The 23,345-nt window shown below is 72.5% G+C and carries 21 protein-coding genes and 1 pseudogene; 11 read left to right on the top strand and 11 right to left on the bottom strand.

The window, feature by feature from the left end:
• Positions 1 to 245 precede the first annotated feature (245 nt).
• Genes egtA through egtD form a run of 4 tightly spaced genes read left to right on the top strand, consistent with a single transcriptional unit; the run spans position 246 to position 4,658 of the window.
• Entirely contained in the window at positions 246 to 1,574 is a 1,329-nt protein-coding gene (gene egtA, locus ACIRQ9_RS18785; protein WP_404174120.1) for an ergothioneine biosynthesis glutamate--cysteine ligase EgtA, read from the top strand.
• Entirely contained in the window at positions 1,571 to 2,896 is a 1,326-nt protein-coding gene (gene egtB, locus ACIRQ9_RS18790; RefSeq protein ID WP_404174123.1) for an ergothioneine biosynthesis protein EgtB, read from the top strand. Before egtA ends, egtB begins: the two co-directional genes overlap by 4 nt.
• On the top strand, positions 2,896 to 3,699 hold the full coding sequence (gene egtC / locus ACIRQ9_RS18795) for an ergothioneine biosynthesis protein EgtC (RefSeq protein ID WP_404174126.1): 804 nt from the start codon (positions 2,896 to 2,898) through the stop codon (positions 3,697 to 3,699). Before egtB ends, egtC begins: the two co-directional genes overlap by 1 nt.
• On the top strand, positions 3,696 to 4,658 hold the full coding sequence (gene egtD / locus ACIRQ9_RS18800) for an L-histidine N(alpha)-methyltransferase (protein WP_404174129.1): 963 nt from the start codon (positions 3,696 to 3,698) through the stop codon (positions 4,656 to 4,658). The genes egtC and egtD overlap by 4 nt, the downstream gene beginning before the upstream one ends.
• A gap of 9 nt (positions 4,659 to 4,667) precedes the next feature.
• Here egtD and ACIRQ9_RS18805 read toward each other — a convergent pair whose 3' ends face one another.
• Both ACIRQ9_RS18805 and ACIRQ9_RS18810 read right to left on the bottom strand, forming a co-directional pair.
• On the bottom strand, positions 4,668 to 5,930 hold the full coding sequence (locus tag ACIRQ9_RS18805) for an extracellular solute-binding protein (RefSeq protein WP_404174132.1): 1,263 nt from the start codon (positions 5,928 to 5,930) through the stop codon (positions 4,668 to 4,670).
• A 135-nt stretch (positions 5,931 to 6,065) separates the two neighbouring features.
• Positions 6,066 to 6,557: an FBP domain-containing protein gene (locus ACIRQ9_RS18810; protein WP_404174135.1), complete on the bottom strand. Its 492-nt coding sequence runs from the start codon at positions 6,555 to 6,557 to the stop codon at positions 6,066 to 6,068.
• 71 nt (positions 6,558 to 6,628) lie between these two features.
• On the opposite strand from ACIRQ9_RS18810, the gene ACIRQ9_RS18815 reads away from it, so the two are divergent.
• The 3 genes from ACIRQ9_RS18815 to ACIRQ9_RS18825 are packed head-to-tail and all read left to right on the top strand — an operon-like array spanning position 6,629 to position 8,679.
• A complete protein-coding gene (locus tag ACIRQ9_RS18815) occupies positions 6,629 to 7,216 on the top strand; it encodes a TetR/AcrR family transcriptional regulator (RefSeq protein ID WP_404174138.1) in 588 nt (195 codons plus the stop codon).
• Positions 7,217 to 7,220: 4 nt separating this feature from the next.
• Positions 7,221 to 8,444: a GDSL-type esterase/lipase family protein gene (locus ACIRQ9_RS18820; protein ID WP_404174141.1), complete on the top strand. Its 1,224-nt coding sequence runs from the start codon at positions 7,221 to 7,223 to the stop codon at positions 8,442 to 8,444.
• A 19-nt stretch (positions 8,445 to 8,463) separates the two neighbouring features.
• Positions 8,464 to 8,679: a dodecin gene (locus tag ACIRQ9_RS18825; protein WP_404174144.1), complete on the top strand. Its 216-nt coding sequence runs from the start codon at positions 8,464 to 8,466 to the stop codon at positions 8,677 to 8,679.
• 32 nt (positions 8,680 to 8,711) lie between these two features.
• On the opposite strand, the gene ACIRQ9_RS18830 is transcribed toward ACIRQ9_RS18825, so the two are convergent.
• Positions 8,712 to 9,203: a hypothetical protein gene (locus ACIRQ9_RS18830; RefSeq protein WP_404174147.1), complete on the bottom strand. Its 492-nt coding sequence runs from the start codon at positions 9,201 to 9,203 to the stop codon at positions 8,712 to 8,714.
• Positions 9,204 to 9,279: 76 nt separating this feature from the next.
• Here ACIRQ9_RS18830 and ACIRQ9_RS18835 point away from each other — a divergent pair, with 76 nt between their 5' ends.
• The gene (locus ACIRQ9_RS18835) at positions 9,280 to 10,278 is read left to right on the top strand and encodes an MsnO8 family LLM class oxidoreductase (protein ID WP_404174150.1); all 999 of its coding nucleotides are present in this window, start codon (positions 9,280 to 9,282) and stop codon (positions 10,276 to 10,278) included.
• Here ACIRQ9_RS18835 and ACIRQ9_RS18840 read toward each other — a convergent pair whose 3' ends face one another.
• Entirely contained in the window at positions 10,279 to 12,753 is a 2,475-nt protein-coding gene (locus ACIRQ9_RS18840) for an ATP-dependent Clp protease ATP-binding subunit (protein WP_404174153.1), read from the bottom strand.
• A 162-nt stretch (positions 12,754 to 12,915) separates the two neighbouring features.
• Between ACIRQ9_RS18840 and ACIRQ9_RS18845 the strand changes: the two genes are divergently transcribed.
• Entirely contained in the window at positions 12,916 to 13,110 is a 195-nt protein-coding gene (locus tag ACIRQ9_RS18845; RefSeq protein ID WP_404174156.1) for an antitoxin, read from the top strand.
• A 198-nt stretch (positions 13,111 to 13,308) separates the two neighbouring features.
• A pseudogene (locus ACIRQ9_RS18850) lies at positions 13,309 to 13,587 on the top strand (ABC transporter); the annotation flags it as partial.
• Here ACIRQ9_RS18850 and ACIRQ9_RS18855 read toward each other — a convergent pair.
• The 5 genes from ACIRQ9_RS18855 to ACIRQ9_RS18875 form a co-directional block, all read right to left on the bottom strand.
• Complete coding sequence (locus tag ACIRQ9_RS18855) at positions 13,587 to 14,450, bottom strand: lysophospholipid acyltransferase family protein (protein WP_404174159.1); 864 nt, start codon at positions 14,448 to 14,450, stop codon at positions 13,587 to 13,589. The pseudogene ACIRQ9_RS18850 and the gene ACIRQ9_RS18855 overlap by 1 nt on opposite strands.
• Positions 14,450 to 15,223, bottom strand: coding sequence for a GNAT family N-acetyltransferase (locus tag ACIRQ9_RS18860; protein ID WP_390631773.1), 774 nt, complete (start codon positions 15,221 to 15,223; stop codon positions 14,450 to 14,452). The genes ACIRQ9_RS18855 and ACIRQ9_RS18860 overlap by 1 nt, the downstream gene beginning before the upstream one ends.
• A gap of 308 nt (positions 15,224 to 15,531) precedes the next feature.
• Complete coding sequence (locus tag ACIRQ9_RS18865; protein ID WP_404174163.1) at positions 15,532 to 16,281, bottom strand: succinate dehydrogenase/fumarate reductase iron-sulfur subunit; 750 nt, start codon at positions 16,279 to 16,281, stop codon at positions 15,532 to 15,534.
• Positions 16,278 to 18,227 (bottom strand): fumarate reductase/succinate dehydrogenase flavoprotein subunit, encoded by a 1,950-nt coding sequence (locus tag ACIRQ9_RS18870; protein ID WP_404174166.1) that lies wholly within the window; start codon positions 18,225 to 18,227, stop codon positions 16,278 to 16,280. The genes ACIRQ9_RS18865 and ACIRQ9_RS18870 overlap by 4 nt, the downstream gene beginning before the upstream one ends.
• Before the next feature lie 2 nt (positions 18,228 to 18,229).
• Positions 18,230 to 18,901 carry a succinate dehydrogenase gene (locus ACIRQ9_RS18875; RefSeq protein WP_404174513.1) on the bottom strand — a complete coding sequence of 224 codons (672 nt, stop codon included), beginning with the start codon at positions 18,899 to 18,901 and terminating at the stop codon, positions 18,230 to 18,232.
• A gap of 119 nt (positions 18,902 to 19,020) precedes the next feature.
• On the opposite strand from ACIRQ9_RS18875, the gene ACIRQ9_RS18880 reads away from it, so the two are divergent.
• The gene (locus ACIRQ9_RS18880; RefSeq protein ID WP_404174169.1) at positions 19,021 to 19,905 is read left to right on the top strand and encodes a LysR family transcriptional regulator; all 885 of its coding nucleotides are present in this window, start codon (positions 19,021 to 19,023) and stop codon (positions 19,903 to 19,905) included.
• 231 nt (positions 19,906 to 20,136) lie between these two features.
• On the opposite strand, the gene ACIRQ9_RS18885 is transcribed toward ACIRQ9_RS18880, so the two are convergent.
• Both ACIRQ9_RS18885 and ACIRQ9_RS18890 read right to left on the bottom strand, forming a co-directional pair.
• The gene (locus ACIRQ9_RS18885) at positions 20,137 to 22,272 is read right to left on the bottom strand and encodes a putative bifunctional diguanylate cyclase/phosphodiesterase (RefSeq protein WP_404174172.1); all 2,136 of its coding nucleotides are present in this window, start codon (positions 22,270 to 22,272) and stop codon (positions 20,137 to 20,139) included.
• Positions 22,269 to 23,081 carry an SAM-dependent methyltransferase gene (locus tag ACIRQ9_RS18890; RefSeq protein WP_404174175.1) on the bottom strand — a complete coding sequence of 271 codons (813 nt, stop codon included), beginning with the start codon at positions 23,079 to 23,081 and terminating at the stop codon, positions 22,269 to 22,271. The genes ACIRQ9_RS18885 and ACIRQ9_RS18890 overlap by 4 nt, the downstream gene beginning before the upstream one ends.
• Positions 23,082 to 23,345 lie beyond the last annotated feature (264 nt).

Consider the following 23,345-nt stretch of genomic DNA (forward strand, 5'->3'; position numbering starts at 1 on the left):
GCGCGGTCTCCCCCGTCGTGCTCACGCAGGCATCCTGGGTGATGCTTGTGGTGCGGTGCAACGGAGTTTCCTGCGCCCGAAACGGCGCCGGAACGTGCGAGGAAGCAGAGGTTACCGATCTAGAACGTCCGAATAGGTACCCTTGTGCGAATCGACGCGAAGGTCTTGGGTGGAACGGACGATGCCGTCCCAGGCCCCACCACGGCCGGGCCGGCGGCATGGTGGAATCTCAGGAGGATCCCTACATGTCCGACTCGATATCCGACGGCGGCGACTGTACCGGCGGGTCGGTGAAGACCGACTTCTCGGACGATCGCACCGCCGTGACCGAAGCCGAGGTGGAGGCCCTGGTCAAGGGCATCTGCTTCAAGACCGGCCCGCCCCGCACGGTCGGGGTGGAGGTGGAATGGCTGGTTCATGAGCTGCGGCGACCACAGCTCCGCGTGACACCCGAACGACTCGCAGCGGCCTACGCCGCACTGCGCACGGTACCCCTGGGGTCGGCGCTCACCGTCGAACCCGGCGGTCAGCTGGAGCTCAGCTCGCCGCCCGCCGCCTCCCTGACGGAGTGCATCGGTACCGTCTCCGCCGACCTGGACGCCGTCCGTACGGTCCTCGCCCGCCAGGGCCTCGGCCTCGTGGGCGCCGGTCACGATCCCTGGCACACCCCCCGCCGCTTCCTGCGCGAACCGCGCTACGAGGCGATGGAGAGATGCCTGGACCGCACCGGCCCGGCGGGCCGCCACATGATGTGCAGCTCGGCCTCCGTGCAGGTGTGCCTGGACGCGGGCCACGAGGAGCCCGGCCCGCTGGGGCACGTCCGCCGCTGGTGGCTGGCCCATCGGCTGGGCCCGGTCCTGGTGGCCGCCTTCGCGAACTCCCCGCTGGTGGGCGGACGCCCCACCGGCTGGGTCTCCACCCGGCAGTTGCTGTGGATGGAGATCGGCGCCGGCCGCGCGGGAGCGCCGCCGCTGGCCGGTGACCCGCGCGCGTCCTGGGCCCGGCACGTGCTGGACGCCCCGGTGATGTGCCTGCGCCGGGACGGCGGCCCCTGGGAGGTCCCCGACGGGCTCACCTTCCGGGAGTGGACCCGGTCCGGGTCGCCCACCAGGGCCGACCTCGCGTACCACCTCACCACCCTGTTCCCGCCGGTCCGGCCGCGCGGTCATCTGGAGCTGCGGATGATCGACGCGCAGCCCGGTGACGACGGCTGGATCGTGCCGCTGGCGGTGACGACGGCGCTGTTCGACGACCCGGAGGCCGCCGAGACCGCCTACCGGACGGTGAAACAGCTGGCCGAGCGGGCGGGTCCGCGGACCGCGCCGAACAATCCGCTGTGGATCGACGCGGCCCGTACCGGGCTCGGCGACCCGGAGCTGCGCGAGGCCGCCGTCGCCTGTTTCGCGGCCGCGCTGGAGGCACTGCCCCGGCTCGGCGCGACCGGCGAGGTGGTGGCCGCCGTCGCGGCGTTCACCGACCGGTACGTGCGACAGGGCCGCTGCCCGGCCGACGACCTGCTGGACCCCCTGCGCGGCACACCGAGCCGCGCCCACGGGAAGGACATTTCCGCATGACCGCCCCTGAGACCGACATCGACATCGAGACCCTGCGGGACCGGGCCCTGACGTCCCTGACCGCGGCCAGGGACCGCACCACCCTCCTGACCAGCTGCGTCGAGGGGCCCGACCTCACCGCCCAGCACTCCCCGCTGATGTCCCCGCTGGTCTGGGACCTGGCGCACATCGGCAACCAGGAAGAACTCTGGCTGCTGCGCAACGTCGGCGGGCGGGAGCCGATGCGTCCCGAGATCGACAGCCTCTACGACGCCTTCGAGCACCCGCGCTCCGAACGTCCCACGCTGCCGCTGCTGCCGCCGGAGGAGGCCCGGCGGTACGCGGCCGAGGTGCGCGGGCGGGCGCTGGACCTGCTGGAGGGCTCGGCGTTCAGCGGCACCCGGCTGACCGAGGCGGGCTTCGCCTTCGGGATGATCGCCCAGCACGAACAGCAGCACGACGAGACGATGCTGATCACCCATCAGCTCCGCAGGGGCCCCCAGGCCCTGACCGCCCCGGACCCGGACCCGGCGCCGCCGTTCACCGGCCCCGCCGAAGTCCTGGTCCCCGGCGGCCCGTTCACCATGGGCACCTCCACCGAGCCGTGGGCGCTGGACAACGAACGCCCCGCGCACCGACGGGAGGTCGCGTCCTTCTGGATCGACACCACCCCGGTGACCAACGGCAGGTACCTGGCGTTCATCGAGGACGGCGGCTACGAGGACGAGCGCTGGTGGACCCCGGAGGGCTGGACGCACGTCCGCGAGCACTCGATCGTCGCCCCGCACTTCTGGCGGCGCGAGGGCGGCCAGTGGCTGCGGCGCCGGTTCGGGATCACCGAGGCCGTGCCGCCCGAGGAGCCGGTGCTGCACGTGAGCTGGTACGAGGCGGACGCCTTTGCCCGCTGGGCCGGCCGCCGGCTGCCCACCGAGGCCGAGTGGGAGAAGGCCGCCCGGCACGACCCCGGCGAGAACCGGTCCCGGCGCTATCCGTGGGGCGACGCGGATCCGGCGCCGGCCCACGCCAACCTCGGCCAGCGCCACCTGCGCCCCGCCCCGGCGGGCAGCTATCCGCAGGGCGAGTCGCCGCTGGGCGTGAGGCAGTTGATCGGTGACGTCTGGGAGTGGACGTCCAGCGACTTCCTCCCCTACCCCGGCTTCAGCGCCTTCCCGTACAAGGAGTACTCGGACGTCTTCTTCGGCCCCGAGTACAAGGTGCTGCGGGGCGGTTCGTTCGCCGTGGACCAGGTGGCCTGCCGCGGGACGTTCCGCAACTGGGACTATCCGATCCGGCGGCAGATCTTCTCCGGATTCCGCACCGCCCGCAGCGCTGAGACCGCCTGATGTGCCGTCATCTGGCCTGCCTGGGCCCCGAGGAGCCGCTCGGCCGGCTCCTCGTGGAGCCCGCCCACTCCCTGTACCGGCAGTCGTGGGCACCGCGGCGGCAGCGGTACGGGACGGTCAACGCCGACGGTTTCGGCGTGGGCTGGTACGCCGACGGTGATCCGCAGCCGGCCCGCTACCGGCGGGCCGGGCCCGTCTGGGCCGACCCGTCCTTCGCCGACCTGGCCCGGGTGGTGCGCACCGGCGCGCTGCTGGCCGCCGTACGGGACGCGACGCTGGCGGGTGCGGACGGCGAGGCCGCGGCGGCGCCGTTCGCCGCGGGCCGCTGGCTGTTCAGCCACAACGGGGCGATCCCCGGCTGGCCGCAGGCCGTGGCGTCCCTGGTGCCGCTGCTGCCCGCGGCCGACCTGCTCTCCCTGGAGGCGCGCACCGACTCGGCGTTCGTCTGGGCCCTGGTCCTGCACCGGCTGCGGTCCGGCACACCGCCGGGCCGCGCCCTCGCCGAAACGGTTCTCCAGGTGGCCGAGGCGGCCCCGGCCGCCCGGCTCAACCTGCTGCTCACCGACGGCGAGACCATCGCCGCCACCGCCTGGGGCGACAGTCTCAGCCATCTCTCGGAACCCGGCCACCGGGTCGTCGTCGCCTCCGAGCCCTACGACGACGACCCGCGCTGGCAGGACGTCCCCGACCGCACCCTGCTCGTCGCGAGCCGTCGGGGCGTCACTCTCGCCCCGCTCGAGAACCGGGATCCGAACCCGGCCGAGGCCCCGGCGTCCGCATCCCCGAAGGAGCCCTGTACGTGAGTCCCTTCCGTGTCACCCGCACCCTTCCCGAGGACGCGACGGACGCCGCGCTGCGCGCCGACGTCCTGAACGGCCTCACCGCCACGCCCAAGGCGCTGCCGCCGAAGTGGTTCTACGACGCCCGCGGCAGCGAGCTGTTCGAGCGGATCACCGAACTGCCCGAGTACTACCCGACCCGGGCCGAGCGGGAGATCCTGCTCGCCCGGTCGGCCGAGATCGCCGCCGCGAGCGGTGCCCGCACCCTGGTGGAGCTGGGCTCCGGTTCCTCCGAGAAGACCCGGCTGCTCATCGACGCGCTGACCTCCCTGGAGGTGTACGTCCCGGTCGACGTCAGCGAGAGCGCGCTGACGCAGGCCGGCCGGGCGCTCGTCGAGGAACGCCCCGGACTGTCGGTGCACGCCCTGATCGCCGACTTCACCGGCCGGATGAGCCTGCCCGAGACGCCTGGTCCCCGGCTGCTGGCCTTCCTCGGCGGCACCATCGGGAACCTGCTGCCCGCCGAGCGGGCCGCCTTCCTGGCCTCGGTGCGGGGGCTGCTCGCGCCCGGTGACGCGCTGCTGCTCGGCACCGACCTGGTCAAGGACGAGGACGTGCTGGTCCGCGCGTACGACGACGCGGCCGGGGTGACGGCCGAGTTCAACAAGAACGTCCTGGCCGTCGTCGACCGTGAACTGGACGCCGACTTCGACCCGGCCGCCTTCGACCACGTCGCCCTGTGGGACGCGGAGGAGGAGTGGATCGAGATGCGGCTGCGCTCCCGTGTCGCGCAGACCGTGAAGGTGCCGGCGCTGGACCTGGCGGTGGACTTCGCCGCGGGCGAGGAACTGCGCACCGAGATCTCGGCGAAGTTCCGGCGGGACGGTGTGACCGCCGAACTGGCCGCCGCGGGCCTTGAGCTGACCCACTGGTGGACCGACCCGCAGGGCCGCTTCGCGCTCTCCCTCAGCGTCGCCCGCTGACCCGCCGGCTCAGCCGAAGTCCGGCGCGAGCAGTTCGGTGATCCTGCGGGAGGCACGGCGGGCCTCGGTCGCCGGGTCTTCCCCGCGGAGCACCTTGGTCATGTAGCCCTTGATCGGATTGTCGGCCTCGACGGCCGGCCAGTCAGGGGTGTGGGGGGTCGCCCGGCCCTGCGCGGCTCCCGCCGCCATGGCGGCGACCCCCTCCGACCCGGCCACCGCGCCCGCGAGCGTCGTCTTGTTGGGCACGTAGTTCATGGTGCGGGCCAGTTCGGTGTCCCACTTGGCGCCGGCGAGGGCGCCGACGACGGCGGCGGCGTCGTAGGGCCGGTCGGTGTTCTGCGGTACGACCAGGTCGGAGCCGCCGGTGAAGACGGCACCGGGGTGGGATGCGGTGCGGCCCGGCACCGGGAAGTAGCCGATCTCGTCCTTGAGTTCCGGGTTCTCGTGCACGATGGACTGGGCGAGGCCGGGCACCGCGATGAGCTGGGCGACCCGGCCGGAGGCGAACACCCGCGCCTGGGGCGGGTGTTCCTCGTCGGCGTCGACGGGTCCCGCGCCGAGGGCCTGGAGCCGCCGGTAGAAGTCCATCCCGCGCAGCGCGGCCGGGCTGTCCAGGGCGCCCTGCCAGCCCGCGTCCGTCTCCACCGCGAGGTCGCCGCCCTCGTCCCAGACGAACCCGGAGAGCGTGTACCAGTCCTGTCCGGCGAGGTAGATCCCCTGGTTCCCGCCCGAGTCGAGCTTCGCGGTGTCGGTGAGCCACTGGTCGCGGGTCCTGGGCGGTGAGGTGATGCCGGCCTTCCTGAAGAGGTCCTTGCGGTAGATGACCACGCGGTTGGCCGCGTACCAGGGGATGCCGTACTGGCGGCTGTCGTCCCGGCCGGGTTCGGCGAGGCCGGGCAGCCAGTGCTCCTTGCCCCAGTCCCGCATCGACTCCAGGGTCAGGTCGGTGAGCCGGCCGCCCTCGACGTACTGCGGGACCTGGGTGTTGCCGACCTCGATGACGTCGGGAGCGTCCGCGGAGTCGGACTTGAGCGCCGTCTGCACCTTGTCCACGATCCCGGTCCACTGCTGGACGCGGATGTCGAGGCGGATGTCCTCGTGGGTGCGCTCGAAGTCCGCGGTGAACCGGCGCAGGAACTCCTGGGAGGCACTGTTCTGCATCAGCCACACCGTGACGGTGTGCCGCCCGTGCGAGCCGCCCGGCAGAACGCCACAGGCGCTGAGCAGCGCGGCGGAGACACAGACGAGGGCGAGCGGGCGACGAGGTCTCACGAGGGGGTCCTTCTGTCTGGCGGACAGGGGGAAACGGCCCGACGTGGGGGAACGAGCACGGGTGGCTCGTGCGGGTGTACGGGATTTTGGTACAGACCAATACGCAGGGTCAAGGGCTGTCGACGCGGCGCACGGTCAGGCGGTGACCCGGGCGACGAAGGCCGTGAGGTTGGCGAGGGTCCGCCGGACCTTCTCCTCGAGGGTGAGCGACTCGGGCATGCGGGCCCCGGCGCCCGCGTCCTTCCTGCCCCGGACGTAGAGCGGACAGGCGAGGTCGCTGCACAGGTAGACGCCCACGGAGTTCCCCTGCTGCCCGGCCTTGCCCGGCTTGGCGGCGACCATCAGCGAGACGCCTCCGGTGTGGGTGGTCAGGCAGATCGAGCACATGCTGCGCCGCGCCTGTCCGGAGGAGGCACCCGAGGAGCGCAGGGCCAGGGCCACCGTGCGTCCGTCCAGCTCGACGGCCAGGTAGGCGCGGTCGGGCGCCTGCGGGTCCCGCCAGCCGAGGAAGTCCAGATCGCCCCACGGACGGTCGGACAGGTCATGGGGGACGAACAGGCGCTTGGCCTCGCCCTTGGTGCAGTTCACGAAGGCGGCGCGGATCTCCCGCTCGGTCAGGGGTTTCATGCACGGCAGGCTAATTTGCCTAAAAGCTTTAGGCAAATGCATTATCGTTCTCGCTGGACAGGAGGAAGGTTATGGCTAGAGCAGGGCTCACCCCGGAGCGGCTGACCGTGGCCGGGGCGGAGCTGGCCGACGAGGTCGGCTTCGACCAGGTGACCGTCTCGGCGCTCGCCCGGCGCTTCGACGTCAAGGTCGCGAGTCTGTACTCGCACCTGAAGAACTCCCAGGAACTCAGGACCAGGATCGCCCTGTTCGCCTTGGAGGAACTCGCCGACCGGGCCGCCGACGCCCTGGCCGGCCGGGCCGGGAAGGACGCGCTGGCCGCCTTCGCCGAGGCCTACCGCGGCTACGCCCGCGAGCACCCGGGCCGGTACGCCGCCGCCCGGCTGCGCCTCGATCCCGAGACGGCCGCCGCCAGCGCCGGCGTGCGGCACGCGCAGATGACACGGGCCATCCTGCGCGGCTACGACCTGGCGGAACCGGACCAGACCCACGCGGTCCGGATGCTCGGCAGCGTCTTCCACGGCTACGTCAGCCTGGAACTGGCCGGCGGCTTCGACCACAGCGCCCCGGACGCGCGGGAGTCGTGGGCCTGGATCGTGGACTCCCTCGACGCCCTGCTGCGCGGCCGGGCCGCACCCACCCCCTCCTCGACAGGCTGAGCCATTGAGCACCGAACCCGACTGGATCACCACCCCCGTCACCGCGGACCTGCTGCGCGGCTTCCTCGACGTGGAGCGGACCGCGCACGGCCTGCTCCCGCACCGGCTGCCCGCGTGGGCGCGCCGGCAGATCCCGGACGACCGGCTGGCCCAGGCCGAGGCCCAGCCCTCCGGCGTGCGGCTGGTCTTCCGCACCCGCGCCACCACCGTCGAACTGGACACACTGCCCACCAAGCGGGTCCACCAGGGGTTCCCGGCCCCGGCGGACGGCGTGTACGACCTGGTGGCCGACGGCCGCCTCACCGCCCAGGCGACGGTGCCCGGCGGCAACGTGTACACGGTCACCGACATGTTCACCCAGTCCGCCGAACTCACGCAGGGGCCGCCCGGCACCGCGCGGTTCACCGGTCTGCCCGCCGGCGACAAGGACGTCGAGATCTGGCTGCCGCACACGGAGATCACCGAGCTCGTCGCGCTGCGCACCGACGCCCCCGTCGAGCGCGCGCCGGACCGCGGGCGCAGGGTCTGGATGCACCACGGCAGTTCCATCAGCCACGGCTCGAACGCCACGCACCCGACGGCCACCTGGCCCGCCCTGGCGGCCGCCCAGGGCCAGGTCGAGCTGGTCAACCTGGGATTCGGCGGCAGCGCGCTGCTGGACCCGTTCACCGCGCGCGCGATGCGGGACACGCCCGCGGACCTGATCAGCGTGAAGATCGGCATCAACATCGTCAACGCCGACGCCATGCGCCTGCGCGCCTTCACCCCCGCGGTGCACGGATTCCTCGACACCCTGCGCGAAGGACATCCGCACACACCGCTGCTGGTCGTCTCGGCCCTGCTGTGCCCCGTTCAGGAGGACACGCCCGGACCGCTCGCCCCCGACTTCGACGGCGGGACCCTGCGGTTCAGGGCCACCGGCGACCCCGCCGAACGGGCGGCCGGCCGCCTGACCCTCGGCGTCGTCCGCGCCGAACTCGCCCGGATCGTCGCGGAGCGCGCGGCCGACGACCCGAACCTGCACCACCTCGACGGCCGGGAGCTGTACGGCGAGCGGGAGTACGAGAAGTTCCCGCTCCCCGACGAGGTGCACCCCGATCCGGCGGGGCACCGGATCATCGCCGAGCACTTCGGACGGCTCGTGTTCGGCCCCGGCGGTCCCTTCGCCGCGGCGCCGCCGGTCACCGACGCCTCGCGCGCGGCTGCCGGATGCGGCACGGTGGAGTGACCACGAGAGGAGCATCCCGATGCCGAACCACACCTACCGGGTCACCGAGATCGTCGGCACCTCCAACGAGGGCATCGACCAGGCCATTCGCAACGGTGTCGCGCGCGCCGGCCAGACTCTGCGCAACCTGGACTGGTTCGAGGTGACCCAGGTCAGGGGCCAGATCGAGAACGGGCAGATCGAGCACTACCAGGTGGGCCTGAAGGTGGGCTTCCGCATCGACGACGAGGGCTGACGGCCGCGCCGGACGCGTCCACCGGGCGGGCCTCAGGTCCGCCCGTCCGCCTCCTGGGCCCGCTCCAGCGCGGCCGAGCGGTCGGCCCAGCGGGCCCGTACCACCGTGAACCCGGCCCGCTCGGCGTCGTCGCACACCAGCTCGTCGTCGTCGACCAGGACGCGGACCTCCCGGCGTTCGGCGAGGCGGCGCAGGATCTCCAGCTTGGTGCGCCGGGCGGGCCTGCGGTCGGCGTCGCGCCGCATGTGCACGCGTCCCTCGGGCAGCCCGTGGGCGGCGAGCCAGTCCAGGGTGGAGCGCCGGCAGCGGTCGGGCCGCCCGGTGAGATAGACGATCTCGCACTCCTCGGCGGTCGCCACGGCCAGCGCGATCCCCTCGGCGAGCGGCGGATCGTGCGGCGCGGCGGCGAAGAACGCGTCCCAGTCCCGGCGGCTCCCCTCCAGGAACCGCTGCCGGTGCGCGGTGTCGGCGAGCGTGTTGTCGATGTCGAACACGGCGAGGGGACGGTTGCTGCTCTCGGTCACGCGGCCACCCTAACCGGGCTCCCGCACCGCGGTCCCGCGGCGGGAATCCTGGGGGCGCCGCGCTGTTGAACCGACTGTGAACGCGCTGACCGCCCGGACCCGTTTCTCCGTCCTCGACCGCTCGCGCACCCGTGAGGGCCACTCCCCCGGTGCGGCGCTGCGGGACACCGTGGCGCTGGCCCGGGAGGTGGAGGCACTCGGCTACCACCGGTTCTGGGTGTCCGAGCACCACGGGGTGCCCGGGGTCGCCGGTTCGGCGCCGACCGTGCTGGCCGCCGCCGTCGCCGCCGCGACCCGCACCGTCCGGGTCGGGACCGGCGGCGTGATGCTGCCCAACCACCGGCCCCTGGTGGTGGCCGAGCAGTTCGGCGTGCTGGAGTCGCTGTTCCCCGGCCGGATCGACATGGGGCTCGGCCGGTCGGTGGGCTTCACCGACGGGGTCCGCCGGGCGCTCGGGCGCGGCAAGGACGACGCCGACGACTTCGCGGCCCAACTGACCGAACTCCTCGGCTGGTTCGAGGGCACCTCGCCGACCGGGGTGCGGGCCCGCCCGGCCGAGGGGCTGCGGGTGCCGCCGTTCGTGCTGGCGATGGGCGAGGGCGCGGACATCGCGGCCCGGGCCGGACTGCCGATGGTCATCGGCGACCTGCGCGACCGGGACCGGATGCGCCGCGGCGTCGACCGCTACCGGGACCGCTTCCGTCCCTCCGCGTGGGCCACCGAACCGTACGTGGTGATCTCCGGGACCGTCGCCGTCGCCGAGACCCCCGAGGCGGCCCGGCGGCTGCTCGTCCCCGAGGCCTGGTCGATGGCGTACTCCCGCACCCACGGCAGCTTCCCGCCGCTGCCCCCGGCCGAGGCGGTCGAGGGCAGGACGATGACCGACAGGGAGCGCGGCCTCTTCGAGTCCGGTCTGGCCGGGCAGCTGGCCGGCACCGCGGAGCAGGTCGCCGACGAGCTGGAGACGGTCCTGAAGGAGACCGCCGCCGACGAGGTCCTGGTCACCACCAGTACGTACGACCGTACGGCGCTGCTGGACTCCTATCGGCGGCTCGCCGCCGTCGTGAACGCCTGATCAGACCTCGGCGGGACGGTCGGCGCGGATCACGATCTCGCCGTCGGGCGCGTCCACCACCGCCCGGTCGCCGGCCGTCAGCTGACCGGAGAGCAGCAGGTCGGCGAGGCGGTCGTCGACCTCCCGCTGGATGGTGCGGCGCAGCGGGCGGGCACCGAAGTCGGGTTCGTGGCCGAGGTTGGCGAGCAGCCCGGCGGCCTCGTCGGTGACGTCGAGGCCGACGTCCTGGGCGTGCAGACGGCGCCGGGTGTGCTCCAGCAGCAGGTCGACGATCTCGCGCAGCTGGGTGCGGTCCAGGCCGCGGAAGACGATGATCTCGTCGATGCGGTTCAGGAACTCCGGCCGGAAGTGCTGCTGCAGGGCCGGCATGACGGCCTCGCGGACCTTGGTGTAGTCCTCGGTGCCGGCGGCCAGGATGCGGTCGGCGCCGATGTTCGACGTCATGATCACGACGGTGTTCTTGAAGTCGACGGTGCGGCCCTGGGCGTCGGTGAGACGGCCGTCGTCGAGCAGTTGCAGCAGCGTGTTGAAGACGTCCGGGTGCGCCTTCTCCACCTCGTCCAGGAGCAGCACGGCGTACGGCTGCCTGCGCACCGCCTCGGTGAGCTGGCCGGCCTCCTCGTGGCCGACGTATCCGGGCGGGGCGCCGACCAGCCGGGAGACCGTGTGGCGCTCCTGGAACTCGCTCATGTCCAGGCGGATCATGCGGTTCTCGTCGCCGAAGAGAGCGGCGGCCAGGGCGCGGGCCAGCTCGGTCTTGCCGACGCCGGTCGGGCCGAGGAAGAGGAAGCTGCCCATGGGGCGGTTGGGGTCGCTCATGCCGGCCCGGGCGCGGCGGACCGCGCGGGCGACGGCGGTGATCGCCTCGTCCTGGCCCACCACCCGCTCGTGCAGGTGGTCCTCCAGCTTCATCAGCCGCTCCCGCTCCTCCTCGGTCAGCTCGGCGACCGGGATGCCGGTGCTGCGGGAGACGACCTCGGCGATGTCCTCGGCGGTCACCTTGGGCGCGTGCTCGTCGGCCGTGCCCTCCTGCGCCAGTTCCGCCTCGGTCTCCTTGATCCGGTCGCGGAGTTCCTTGGCGCGCTCGTACTCCTCGTCGGCGACGGCCTGGTCCTTCTCCCGGGTCAGGGCCGCGATCCGGTCCTCGATGTCCCGGGTGTCGGTGGGCGGGGTCTTCGAGCGCAGCCGGACCCGGGCGGCGGCCTGGTCCATCAGGTCGATCGCCTTGTCCGGCAGGAAGCGGGAGGTGATGTACCGGTCGGACAGCTCGGCGGCCGCCACGACCGCCTCGTCGGTGATCCGGACCTGGTGGTGGGCCTCGTACCGGTCGCGCAGTCCGCGCAGGATCGCGATGGTGTCGTCGACGCTGGGCTCGCCGACCAGGATGGGCGCGAACCGGCGTTCCAGGGCCGCGTCCTTCTCGATGTGCTTGCGGTACTCGTCGATCGTGGTCGCGCCGATCAGGTGCAGCTCGCCGCGGGCGAGGGCGGGCTTGAGGATGTTGCCGGCGTCCAGGGAGCCCTCGCCGCCTCCGCCGGCACCGACCACGGTGTGCAACTCGTCCAGGAACAGCACCAGTCCGTCGCTGTTCTCGCGGACCTCGTCGAGGAGTTTCTTCAGCCGCTCCTCGAACTCGCCGCGGTACTTGGTGCCGGCCACCATGCCGGCCAGGTCGAGGGAGACCAGCCGCTTGCCCTCCAGGGTCTTGGGCACGTCCCCGGCGACGATGCGCTGCGCGATGCCTTCGACGATGGCGGTCTTGCCGACACCGGGGTCACCGATCAGCACCGGGTTGTTCTTGCCGCGCCGGGAGAGCACCTCGATGGTCTGCTCGACCTCGTCGTCCCGCCCGATCACCGGGTCCAGGCGCCCGGCGCGGGCGTCCTCGGTGAGGTCGCGGCCGTACTCGTCGATGGTCGGCGTGGTGCTGGGCTTCTTCCGCTCCGCCGCGCTCTCGGCCGGCATCCGGGCCGGTTCCCAGCCGCTCTCGGCGAGCGCCCGGCCGGCCGTCGACTCGGGGTTCGCGGCGAGGGCGCGCAGCAGGTGCTCGGGGCCGATGTAGGAGGCGTCCTCGGCGCGGGAGATCTGGTAGGCGTCGAGCAGGGCGCGCTTGGCGGCCGGGGTGAGCGCGGTGGGCTCCGTCCGGCCGCCGGTGCCGCCGTGCCCGGCGGTGAGCCGTTCGCGGAGCTGGTCGGGATCGGCACCGGCCTCGGTGAGCAGCCGTCGGGTGGAGTCGTGCGTGGTGGCCGCGGCCAGCAGGTGCCGGGCGTCGACCTCGTCGCTGTCCTCGCCCGCGGCGAGTTCGCGGGCCTCCGCCACCAGTTCGCGCGCCCGCTCGGAGAGCAGGCTGCCGATGTCGACGCGCTGCGGACGACGGGCCGGCACGGCCGGTCCCGAGCCGCCGAAGAACCGGGACATCAGCTCGTCGAAGTCTTCGAAGGGACTGCGGCCGTATCCGAAACCGGGAGTGCTCATGGGACCCGGGCCTTTCTGCGCTCAGCTTGCGGTAGGCGGGATTCCGCGTCTTCCAACCTCGCACAGGCGGGCCGGGCCCGCACGAGGACGGCGGCCGAGATGCGGACCGGGCCGGGGCCGGTGACGCTGGTGGGGAAGCCTCAACCAGCGAGGAGGGCTGCCATGTCCATGCTGGACAAGCTCAAGGGGATGCTCAAGGGCCACGAGGAACAGGCCAAGAAGGGCGTCGACAAGGGCGGCGACATGATCGACCAGCGGACCGGGAACAAGTACCAGTCCCAGGTCGACATGGGCCAGCAGAAGGCCACCGACTACATCGACCAGGAGCGGAACCGGAACAACCCTCCGCGGCCCTGACACACCGCACGGACTGGACTCGCGGGGTTTGTCCCTGCCCGGCGAGTCGTCCGTACCAAGTCTCCCTCCATGCCCAGCACTCACGATCCCTAAGTCCGCGTCCGCGACGCCCGGGAGCACAGTCTCCGGGCGTCGACGTGGACATCCCCCGGGACGTACTGTCCGTCTTCACCGGGGTCTCCGGGTCGGCGTGGAGCCCTGTTCCTGCCCGGCACCTACGCGCCGTGCCCGGACTGCGGCGGGGCCCGCTACAACCCCGCGACGCTCGAAGTGACCCACCGGGGGCGGAACATCGCCGAGGTGCTGGACCTGACCGTGGAGAGCGCGGCGGAGTTCTTCGCGGACACACCGGCGGTGGCACGCGGTCTGGGCACGCTGCTCGACGTGGGTCTCGGCTATCTGCGGCTGGGGCAGCCGGCCACGGAGCTGTCCGGCGGCGAGGCCCAGCGGACCAAGCCGGCGGGCGAGTTGCAGCGCTACGGCGTCGACTCGCCCAGGCTCCACGGGGAGAGCGGCCGCTGCGCGCCCGTCCCGGCGCTGACCAGGGCCGCGTGCGTCCAGGCCGGCTCGTGGGTCACCGGCTGGGCGGCGCCGGCGAGGGTGCGGCGGTCCGGGTGGCTGCCGGCCGGTATCAGCGGCCGGACGTCCACCTCGGCGACCAGGCCACGGGTCGACACCACGCGCCACACGGAGGCGAGCAGCGTGTCCTCGCCGACGTAGGCGGGCACGGTGCTGGCCCCGCCCGCCTCCCGCCGGTAGTGCAGCCGCACCGGCTGCACGGGCGCGCCGGCGTCCAGGGCGGCCTGGAAGACGGCCCGGCGGAACCGGCCTTGCGCGCGGCCGCACCAGGTGCTGCCTTCGGGGAAGGCGACCACCGCGGCACCGTCCCGCAGCGCGCCGGAGATCCGTCCGACGGTGTCCGGCAGCGCGCGCAGCCGGTCCCGGTCGATGAAGAGCGCTCCCGCGCCGGCCACCAGCGCGCCGGCCACCGGCCAGTCGCGGATCTCCTTCTTGGCGAGCATCCGGGCGGGCCGTACGGAGGCCAGCAGCGGGATGTCCATCCAGGAGATGTGGTTGGCGACGAGCAGCACTCCGCCGGTGGCCGGGGCGCTGCCGCTGGTCCGGATCCGGACCCCGGCGGCCAGGACGACCAGCCGGGAGAACCGCCGCACCCACGCGGTGGGGATCCGGCCGCCGGCCGGGAGCAGCACGATCGCGACGACGATCAGGGCCAGGACCGCGGTGAACCGCAGCACGGCGCGCGGCAGGACGGCGAGCGACCTCGCGGACTCGACGCAGGCGCCGGGGGTGCACGGCGCGCTGGGCAGCCAGACGCTCATCAGGCCGGGACGAGCGAGAGGAAGTGCCGCAGATAGCGCGCGTTGACGCGGCGCATCGACAGCAGGACGTACATGTCCGCGACCCCGAAGTCCGGGTCGTGGGCGGGTTCGCCGCAGACCCAGGCACCGAGCCGCAGGTAGCCGCGGAGCAGCGCGGGCAGTTCGGCGCGGCCCTCCGGGGCCGGGCCCTCGGGCGTCCAGGGGCGCAGCGGCCGGACCCGCAGCTCCTCCGGGGCGAGGTGCTTGGCGCGCACCCGCTCCCAGGTGGCGGCCGCGAGGGCACCGCCGTCGGCGAGCGGGACGGAGCAGCAGCCGGCCAGCCACTCGTGGCCGCGGTCCACCATGTACCGGGCTATGCCGGCCCAGATGAGGCCGATCACGGCGCCGTCGCGGTGGGCGGGGTGCACGCAGGAGCGGCCGACCTCGACCAGGTTGGGGCGGATGGCGGCGAGCGGGCCGAGGTCGAACTCGCCCTCGGAGTAGAGGCGGCCGGCGGCCGCGGCACGCTCGGGCGGCAGCAGCCGGTAGGTGCCGACGACCTCGCCGGTCAGGGCTTCCCGGATCAGCAGGTGGTCGCAGAACGCGTCGAAGGCGTCCACGTCCAGACCCGGTTCCGGCCCGTCGAGCCGGGCGCCCATCTCTCCGGCGAACACCTGGTGGCGCAGGCGCTGCGCGGCGCGGACGTCGTCCTCGTCGCGGGCGAGCTGCACCAGGTAGCCGGAGTCCCCGGTCGGGGCGGCGAGAGCAGGGGGTGAGGCGGGCATGGCGGTCATGGAGGTCTCCTGCGCCGAGCGGAAGCTGAGGAAATCTGCACCTGCTTTCTTCCGTGGCAGGCTGGACTCGGCGTGACGTGCGCGGGACCCGTGGATGTGCGGCTGCTGAATGCCGGGATTCGGGGGGTGACGCACCCCCGCGCGTGTCCTGATGGACGCGCCGAAGCAACGTTACCGTGACCCGGCCGCGTCGTTGCGCGGCCCCGGCACGGCCGTCGGAGACGGCGAAACGGGGCCGGGGAGCACCAGCCCCGGCCCCGCCCGTCCGCTCTTGTCGGCGAACGTTCATGTACGCGCCTCGTGCGGCGCTACCGCTTTCCCGCCTTCCGGGCGGCCCGCAGCCACTCCTTGTTCATGCTCGTGATGGACACCAGCGGGATGCCCTTCGGGCAGGCGGTCGCGCACTCTCCGGTCAGCGTGCAGCCGCCGAAGCCTTCGTCGTCCATCTGCGCCACCATGTCCAGCACCCGCGTCTCCCGCTCGGGCGCGCCCTGGGGCAGTACGTTCAGATGGTTGACCTTGGCGGAGGTGAAGAGCATCGCGGCCCCGTTGGGGCAGGCCGCCACGCACGCGCCGCAGCCGATGCACTCCGCGTGCTCGAAGGCGAAGTCGGCGTCGGCCTTCGGCACCGCCGTGGCGTGCGCCTCCGGCGCGGCGCCGGTGGGCGCGGTGATGTAGCCGCCGGCCTGGATGATCCGGTCGAACGCGGACCGGTCGACCACCAGGTCCTTGACGACCGGGAAGGCGGCGGCCCGCCACGGCTCGACGTCGATCGTGTCGCCGTCCCGGAAGGACCGCATGTGCAGCTGGCAGGTGGTGGTGCGTTCCGGGCCGTGCGCGTCCCCGTTGATCACCAGGGAGCAGGCGCCGCAGATCCCCTCACGGCAGTCGTGGTCGAAGGCGACCGGGTCCTCGCCCTTGAGGATGAGTTCCTCGTTGAGGGTGTCGAGCATCTCCAGGAAGGACATGTCCGAGGAGATGCCGTCGACCTCGTAGGTGGACATCGCGCCGTCGGCGTCGGCGTTCTTCTGCCGCCAGACGCGCAGGGTGAGCTTCATGCGTAGCTCCGCTGGGTGGGGTGGACGTACTCGAAGACCAGGTCTTCCTTGTGCAGCACGGGGGCGTCCCCGGTGCCGGTGAACTCCCAGGCGGCCACGTAGGAGAACGCGTCGTCCCGGCGGGCGGCCTCGCCGTCCGGTGTCTGGGACTCCTCCCGGAAGTGGCCGCCGCAGGACTCGGCGCGGTGCAGCGCGTCGAGGCACATCAGCTCGGCCAGTTCCAGGTAGTCGACGATGCGGTTGGCCTTCTCCAGGGACTGGTTGAACTCCTCGCCGGTGCCCGGCACCTTGATCCGGCGCCAGAACTCCTCGCGGATCTGCGGAATGCGCTCCAGCGCCTTGCGCAGTCCCGCGTCCGTGCGGGCCATGCCGCAGAACTCCCACATGAGTTCGCCGAGTTCGCGGTGGAAGGAGTCGGGGGTGCGGTCGCCGTCGACGGACAGCAGCAGGTTGAGCCGGTCCTCGGTCTCGGCCAGCACCTCCTGGACGACGGGGTGTTCGTCGGTCACCGCGTCCTGGTGGGGGTTGCGGGCGAGGTAGTCGTTGATGGTGGCCGGGAGCACGAAGTAGCCGTCGGCGAGGCCCTGCATCAGCGCGCTCGCGCCGAGCCGGTTGGCGCCGTGGTCGGAGAAGTTGGCCTCGCCGACCGCGAACAGTCCGGGCACGGTGGTCTGGAGGTCGTAGTCGACCCACAGGCCGCCCATCGTGTAGTGCACGGCCGGGTAGATCCGCATGGGCACCTGGTACGGATCCTCGTCGGTGATCCGCTGGTACATGTCGAAGAGGTTGCCGTACCTGGCCTCGACGGCCCCTCGTCCCATCCGGGCGATGGCGTCGGCGAAGTCCAGGTAGACGCCCTGCCCGCCGGGGCCGACGCCGCGGCCCTCGTCGCAGACGTTCTTCGCGGCGCGGGAGGCGATGTCGCGCGGGACCAGGTTGCCGAAGGACGGGTAGATGCGCTCCAGGTAGTAGTCGCGCTCGTCCTCGGGGATCTGGCCGGCGGGGCGGGTGTCGCCCTTGGCCTTCGGCACCCAGATGCGGCCGTCGTTGCGCAGCGACTCGCTCATCAGGGTGAGCTTGGACTGGTGGTCGCCGGTGCGCGGGATGCAGGTGGGGTGGATCTGGGTGAAGCACGGGTTGGCGAAGTACGCGCCGCGCCGGTGCGCCCGCCACACGGCGGTGGCGTTGGAGTTCATGGCGTTCGTCGACAGGTAGAAGACGTTGCCGTAGCCGCCGCTGGCGAGGACGACGGCGTCCGCGAAGTAGGTGTCGATCTTCCCGGTGATCAGGTCGCGGGCCACGATCCCGCGGGCCCTTCCGTCGACGACGATCACGTCGAGCATCTCGGTGCGCGGGTGCATCTCCACGGTGCCGGCGGCGATCTGCCGGCTCAGCGCCTGGTAGGCGCCGAGGAGCAGTTGCTGTCCCGTCTGGCCGCGGGCGTAGAAGGTGCGGGAGACCTGGACGCCGCCGAAGGACCGGGTGTCGAGCAGGCCGCCGTACTCGCGGGCGAACGGCACGCCCTGGGCCACGCACTGGTCGATGATCTCGACGGAGATCTGGGCGAGCCGGTGTACGTTGGACTCCCGGGCCCTGAAGTCGCCGCCCTTGACGGTGTCGTAGAACAGCCGGTGCACGGAGTCGCCGTCGTTGCGGTAGTTCTTCGCCGCGTTGATGCCGCCCTGGGCGGCGATGGAGTGGGCGCGGCGCGGGGAGTCCTGGTAGCAGAACTGGACGACGTGGTAGCCCTGTTCGGCGAGCGTGGCCCCGGCGGAGCCGCCCGCGAGTCCGGTACCGACGACGATCACCGTGTGCTTGCGCCGGTTGGCCGGGTTGACCAGCCTGGCCTCGAAACGGCGCTTGTCCCAGCGCTCGTTGACCGGTCCGGAGGGGGCCTTGCCGTCGGTGACGGCGTCGCCGGTCGTGTAGTTGGCGTAGTCGGTCATGTTCAGCTCACCACTCCGGTCATGACGCCCACGGGGACGGCGATGAAGCCGGCCGTGAGCAGCAGCGCGAGGACGTCGGCCGTCACCTTCAGGGCGCGGTCGCGGGTACGGCTGCCGACGCCGAGGGTCTGGGCCGCGCTCCAGAAGCCGTGCCGGATGTGCAGGCCGAGCGCGAGCATCGCGACGATGTAGATGACGTTGCCGTACCAGGTGGAGAAGGTGTCCACGACGTTCTGGTACGGGTGGCCCTCCTGGAATCCGCCGGAGTGCACGGTGCCGGTGGTCAGGTCCAGGATGTGCCAGACGATGAAGAGGGCGAGGATGATCCCGCCCCAGCGCATGGTGCGGGTGGCGTAGCCGGCCCGGGGCTTGCCGTGCACGTACTTGGTGGGGCGCGCCTTGATGTCACGGCGGCTGAGCTGGTACGCGGACGTGGCGTGCGCGACCACGGCGACGACCAGGACGATCCTGACGAGCCAGAGCGTCCACGCGTAGTGCATGAAGGGCTCGCCGACGGTGCGCAGCCAGTGGGCGTAGTGGTTGAACTCGCCCGCGCCGAAGAAGATCTTCAGGTTCCCGATCACGTGCGCGACCAGGTACAGCAGCATGACCAGCCCGCTGACGGCCATCACGGTCTTCTTGCCGACGGAGCTGTCCCACATCGTGCGTGCCATGGACGGCCGTCGGTCCGTCCGCGTTGCCAGAGCCATGTCCAGGACGGTAGGCCGCCGGGACCCGATCGGTCCAAGACATGGTACGGCTTGATTCGATAGCCAGGAGCTATCATGCCCCCATGCAGTTCCAGCAGCTCCAGTACTTCGTCGCCGTGGCCGAGACCCGTCACTTCACCCGTGCCGCGGAGTTGGTGCACGTCGCCCAGCCCTCGCTGTCCCAGCAGATCAAGGCGCTGGAGCGGGAGCTGGGAGCGGATCTCTTCCTGCGCGCCAGGGGCAACATCACGCTCACCGACGCGGGCGAGGCGCTGCTGCCGCTGGCCCGGCGGATCCTCGCGGACGCGGACACCGCCCGGCACGAGGTGCAGGAGCTGGTGCAGCTGCGCAGCGGCCGGGTGCGGCTCGGGGCGACGCCGAGTCTGTGCACCGGGCTGCTGCCGGACGTCCTGCGTGCCTTCCACGACCGCTACCCGGGCATCCGGCTGCTGATCGAGGAGAGCGGCTCCCACGACCTGGTGCGGGAGCTGGCCCGCGGGGCGCTGGACCTGGCCCTGATCGTGCTGCCGCTGCCGCCGGCCTCGCCCGCGCTGACCACGGTGGAGCTGCTGCGGGAGGACCTGGTGGTGGTGTCCTCACCGGAGGCGACGGCTCCCGGGCAGGGCCGCGGCGGGGTGCAGATCGCCGACCTGGAGGGCGAGCGGCTGGTGATGTTCCGGCACGGGTACGACCTGCGGGAGCTGACCGTCGCGGCGTGCCGCTCCGCCGGGTTCGAGCCGCACTTCGCGGTCGAGGGCGGCGAGATGGACGCCGTGCTGGGGTTCGTGCGGGCCGGGCTCGGGGTGGCCGTGGTGCCGCGGATGGTCGCGGCCAGGTCGGGGCGGGGGCTGCGGGTCACTCCGCTGGCCCGGCCGGGACTCCACCGGACGATCGCCCTGGCGCACCGGAGCGACGTGGCTCCGCCGCGGGCCGCGCGGGAGCTGCAGCGGATGCTGCTGGAGAGGTGATCGGCGCGCACGCACCGGCGCGCCGGGCGGACGGCGGGCCCGCACCGAGCCCCGCGGGGCCGCCGGGCCACGGGACGCCGGACCGGGCTCCGGCGCGGCGGGCTCGGACGCGGCGGGGGCCGGCTACCGGGCCGCGACGTCACGCGCCCTCGGGACCCCGGCCGGTCCGGCGGCCGCGCCGATGTGCTCCCACAGCCGGCCGAGGACCGGACGGTCCGCGCGCCGGGCCGGTCAGCCCGTCGCGTCCACCAGGGCGAGGTCGTGCAGGCGTTCCGGCGGGCCGGGGCGGGCGTAGTACCAGCCCTGGGCCGTGTCACAGCCCAGTATCCGGAGCTGTTCGGCCTGCGCGCCCGTCTCCACGCCCTCCACCGTGACCGCGAGGTCGAGGCTGTGGGCGAGGGAGACGATGCCCTCCACGATCTTGAGGTCGACCGGGTCCGCGGGGAACTGCTGCATGCTCTGGGTGAAGGAGCGGTCCAGCTTGAGGACGCTGACCGGCAGACGGCGCAGGTTGGCGAGGTTGGAGTAGCCCGTGCCGAAGTCGTCCAGCGCGATGTCCACGCCCATCTCGGCGAGCCGCCGCAGCGGCTTGAGGAGATCGTCGTCGGCGCCGATCAGCGCCGACTCGGTGACCTCCAGGCACAGGGCGTCGGGGGCGACTCCGGACCGCTCCAGGATGTCCACCGTGTCCTGGACCAGGCCGGGGTGGGTGAGCTGGCACGGCGACAGGTTGACGTTGATCCGCAGCGGGTCCGCGGCGCCGTAGCGCTCCCGCCACTCACGGGCCTGGCGGATCGACTCCTCCAGGACCCAGCGGCCGAGCGGCACGATCAGGCCGGTGTGCTCGGCGAGCGGGATGAACCGGTCGGGGCCGAGGACGCCGTGCTGCGGGTGCAGCCAGCGCACCAGTGCCTCGGCGCCGCGCACGCTGCCGTCGCCGAGGTGGACCAGCGGCTGGTACTCGATGAAGAACTCGCCCCGGTCCAGGGCCGCGGGGAGCGCGGTGGTCAGGCCGTGCCGGGTGATGGCGCGGGCGTCGGCCTCCGGGTCGGCCAGCTCGAAGCGGTTGCCGCCCGCCGACTTGGCCCGGTACATCGTGATGTCGGCGCTGCGCAGCACCTCGGCCGGGGTCCGCTCGCCCGCCGGGCCCTCCACGATGCCGATGGAGCCGCGGACCATGAGTTCACGGCCGTCGATGCTGATCGGCGTGATCAGGGCGTTCATGATGCGGTCGGCGAGGTCGTCGACCTCCCGCTGGGTGCCGGGTCCGGTGGTCAGCGCCACGAACTCGTCGCCGCCGAGCCGGGCGACCATCTCGCCGGGCGCGGTCGCGCAGGACTGCAGCCGGTCGGCGACCTCCACCAGCAGCCGGTCGCCGGCCGAGTGGCCGAGGCTGTCGTTGACGGTCTTGAAGCCGTCCAGATCGAGGTAGCACAGCCCGAATCGCTGGCCGTCGCCGGCCGCCAGGGCCTTCTCCAGGCGCTCGAAGAACAGCGTGCGGTTGGGCAGGCCGGTGAGCGCGTCGTGGGTGGCCTCGTAGCGCAGCCGCAGGTTGAGCAGCCGGCGCTCGGTGGTGTCCTCCATGAGGGCCAGCTGGTACTGCGGTTCGCCGTCCGCGTCGCGGAGCAGGGAGACGGTCAGGTTGGTCCACAGGACCGTCCCGTCGGGGCGGTTGAACGCCTTCTCGACGTGGTAGTGCTCGCGGTCGCCGCGGACCAGTTCCTCGTAGAGCCGCCAGGTCTGGGGCGCGTCCTCGGGATGCGCCCACTCCATCACCTTGCGGCCGCGCAGGGTCTGTTCGGAGCCGCCGAACATGCGCAGCAGCGCGCCGTTGACCTGGAGGACGTTGCCGTCCAGGTCGGCGATGCCGATCCCTATCGCCGCCCCCTCGAAGACCGCGCGGAACCGTGCCTCGCTGGCGTGCAGCGCCTGGGCGACCACGCCCTGGGCCCGCAACGCGGCCTGCGCGATGGCCTCCTGCTCGGACAGGGTGCGTTCGCGCAGCGCCTGGGCGAAGCCGGCGGCCATCGCGTGCTGGATCCGCGAGGAGCGCATCCGCAGTTCGTCCTGGAGGCCGTCCCCGCCGCAGTACAGGGCCAGGTAGGCGTCGACGCAGTCGAGGGAGCGGGTGAGCGCCTCGGGGTCGGTGCAGTGCGCGTCGATCAGCGCGGCCCCCACCTGCCTGGCCTCCTCGGCCTCGAAGCCGTGCGCCAGCAGCACCTCGCTCAGCCGGCGTGCCAGCGGCAGGAGTTGTGCCTCGAACTCCGGCCGGGTCAGGGACGTCGAGGTCACCGGGAACACCGCCCGGCTCCAGATCGTCGCGAACCGACGCAGTCTGTCCTCGGGGCCGTCCGGCTCCGCGCTCACGCCGCGGTCCCCACGCCGGCGAACCCGGCGAAGGCGTACGGATCCTCGTCCTCCGGCGCCGACTCCGGCCGCCAGTGCGGCATCGGCACCAGTCCGGGTTCCACCATGTCGTACCCCTCGAAGAACCGTGCGATCTCGTCTCGCGAACGCATGATGAGCGGGTTGCGGATGTCCTTGTACACGTCCACCGCGCTCTCGGCCCGCTCCGGAGCCAGCGGGATCCGCTCGTAAGAGGCGTGTGTGAGGATCAGCAGACTGCCCGGCGCGAGTGCGTCGCGCAACTGTGCCACTGTCCCGTACGGGTCGTCCGCGTCTTCCACGAAGTGCAGTATGGCAACGAGAAGCAGCGCCACTGGCCGATTCAGGTCGATGAGACGCTCGACCTGGGGGCTCGACAGGATCTCCTGAGGCTTGCGGAGGTCCGCGGCGACCACGTCCGCGCCCTCGTTGCCCGCGAGCACCGCCTCGCTGTGGGCCACGGCCACCGGATCGTGGTCGACGTACACCACGTGCGCGCCGGGGCGCGCCGCCTGCGCCACCTCGTGGACGTTGCCGAAGGTCGGGATGCCGGAGCCGATGTCCAGGAACTGTTCGATGCCGGCGCCCGCGGCGTACCGCACGGCGCGGCGCATGAAGGCGCGGTTGGCCTGCATGATCTTCGGCAGCCCCGGCAGATGTGCCATCGCCTTGCGGGCCGCCTCCCGGTCGACCTCGAAGTTGTGCGAACCGCCCAGGTAGTAGTCGTAGATACGCGAAACGCTCGGCACCGAGATGTCGATGTTTCGTGGGGCCCAGGCGGGACGCTCCATGTATCTCTCCAAGGCTGAGGCGATCCGGTGTTCGAGCAGAGGCTACTGATCGCCTGCGAACTGGGCGAGCGGAACCGGAAATTGACCGTCCGTTCCCGGTCACCACCTGGGATTTCCGGGTGCGCTTTGGGGGTGTTCGGGCATTCCGCCGGTTGCGGGTGCGACGCACGGCACATCCGCGCGCGGCGCACGGCGCACGGCGCACGCACAGGAGCCCGCCCCCTCCGTGCGGTGCGGAGGGGGCGGGCGGTGGTGCGGCGTCGC

It is taken from the genome of Streptomyces sp. NPDC101237 (assembly GCF_044767465.1).
GTDB classification, from domain to species: Bacteria; Actinomycetota; Actinomycetes; order Streptomycetales; family Streptomycetaceae; genus Streptomyces; species Streptomyces gramineus.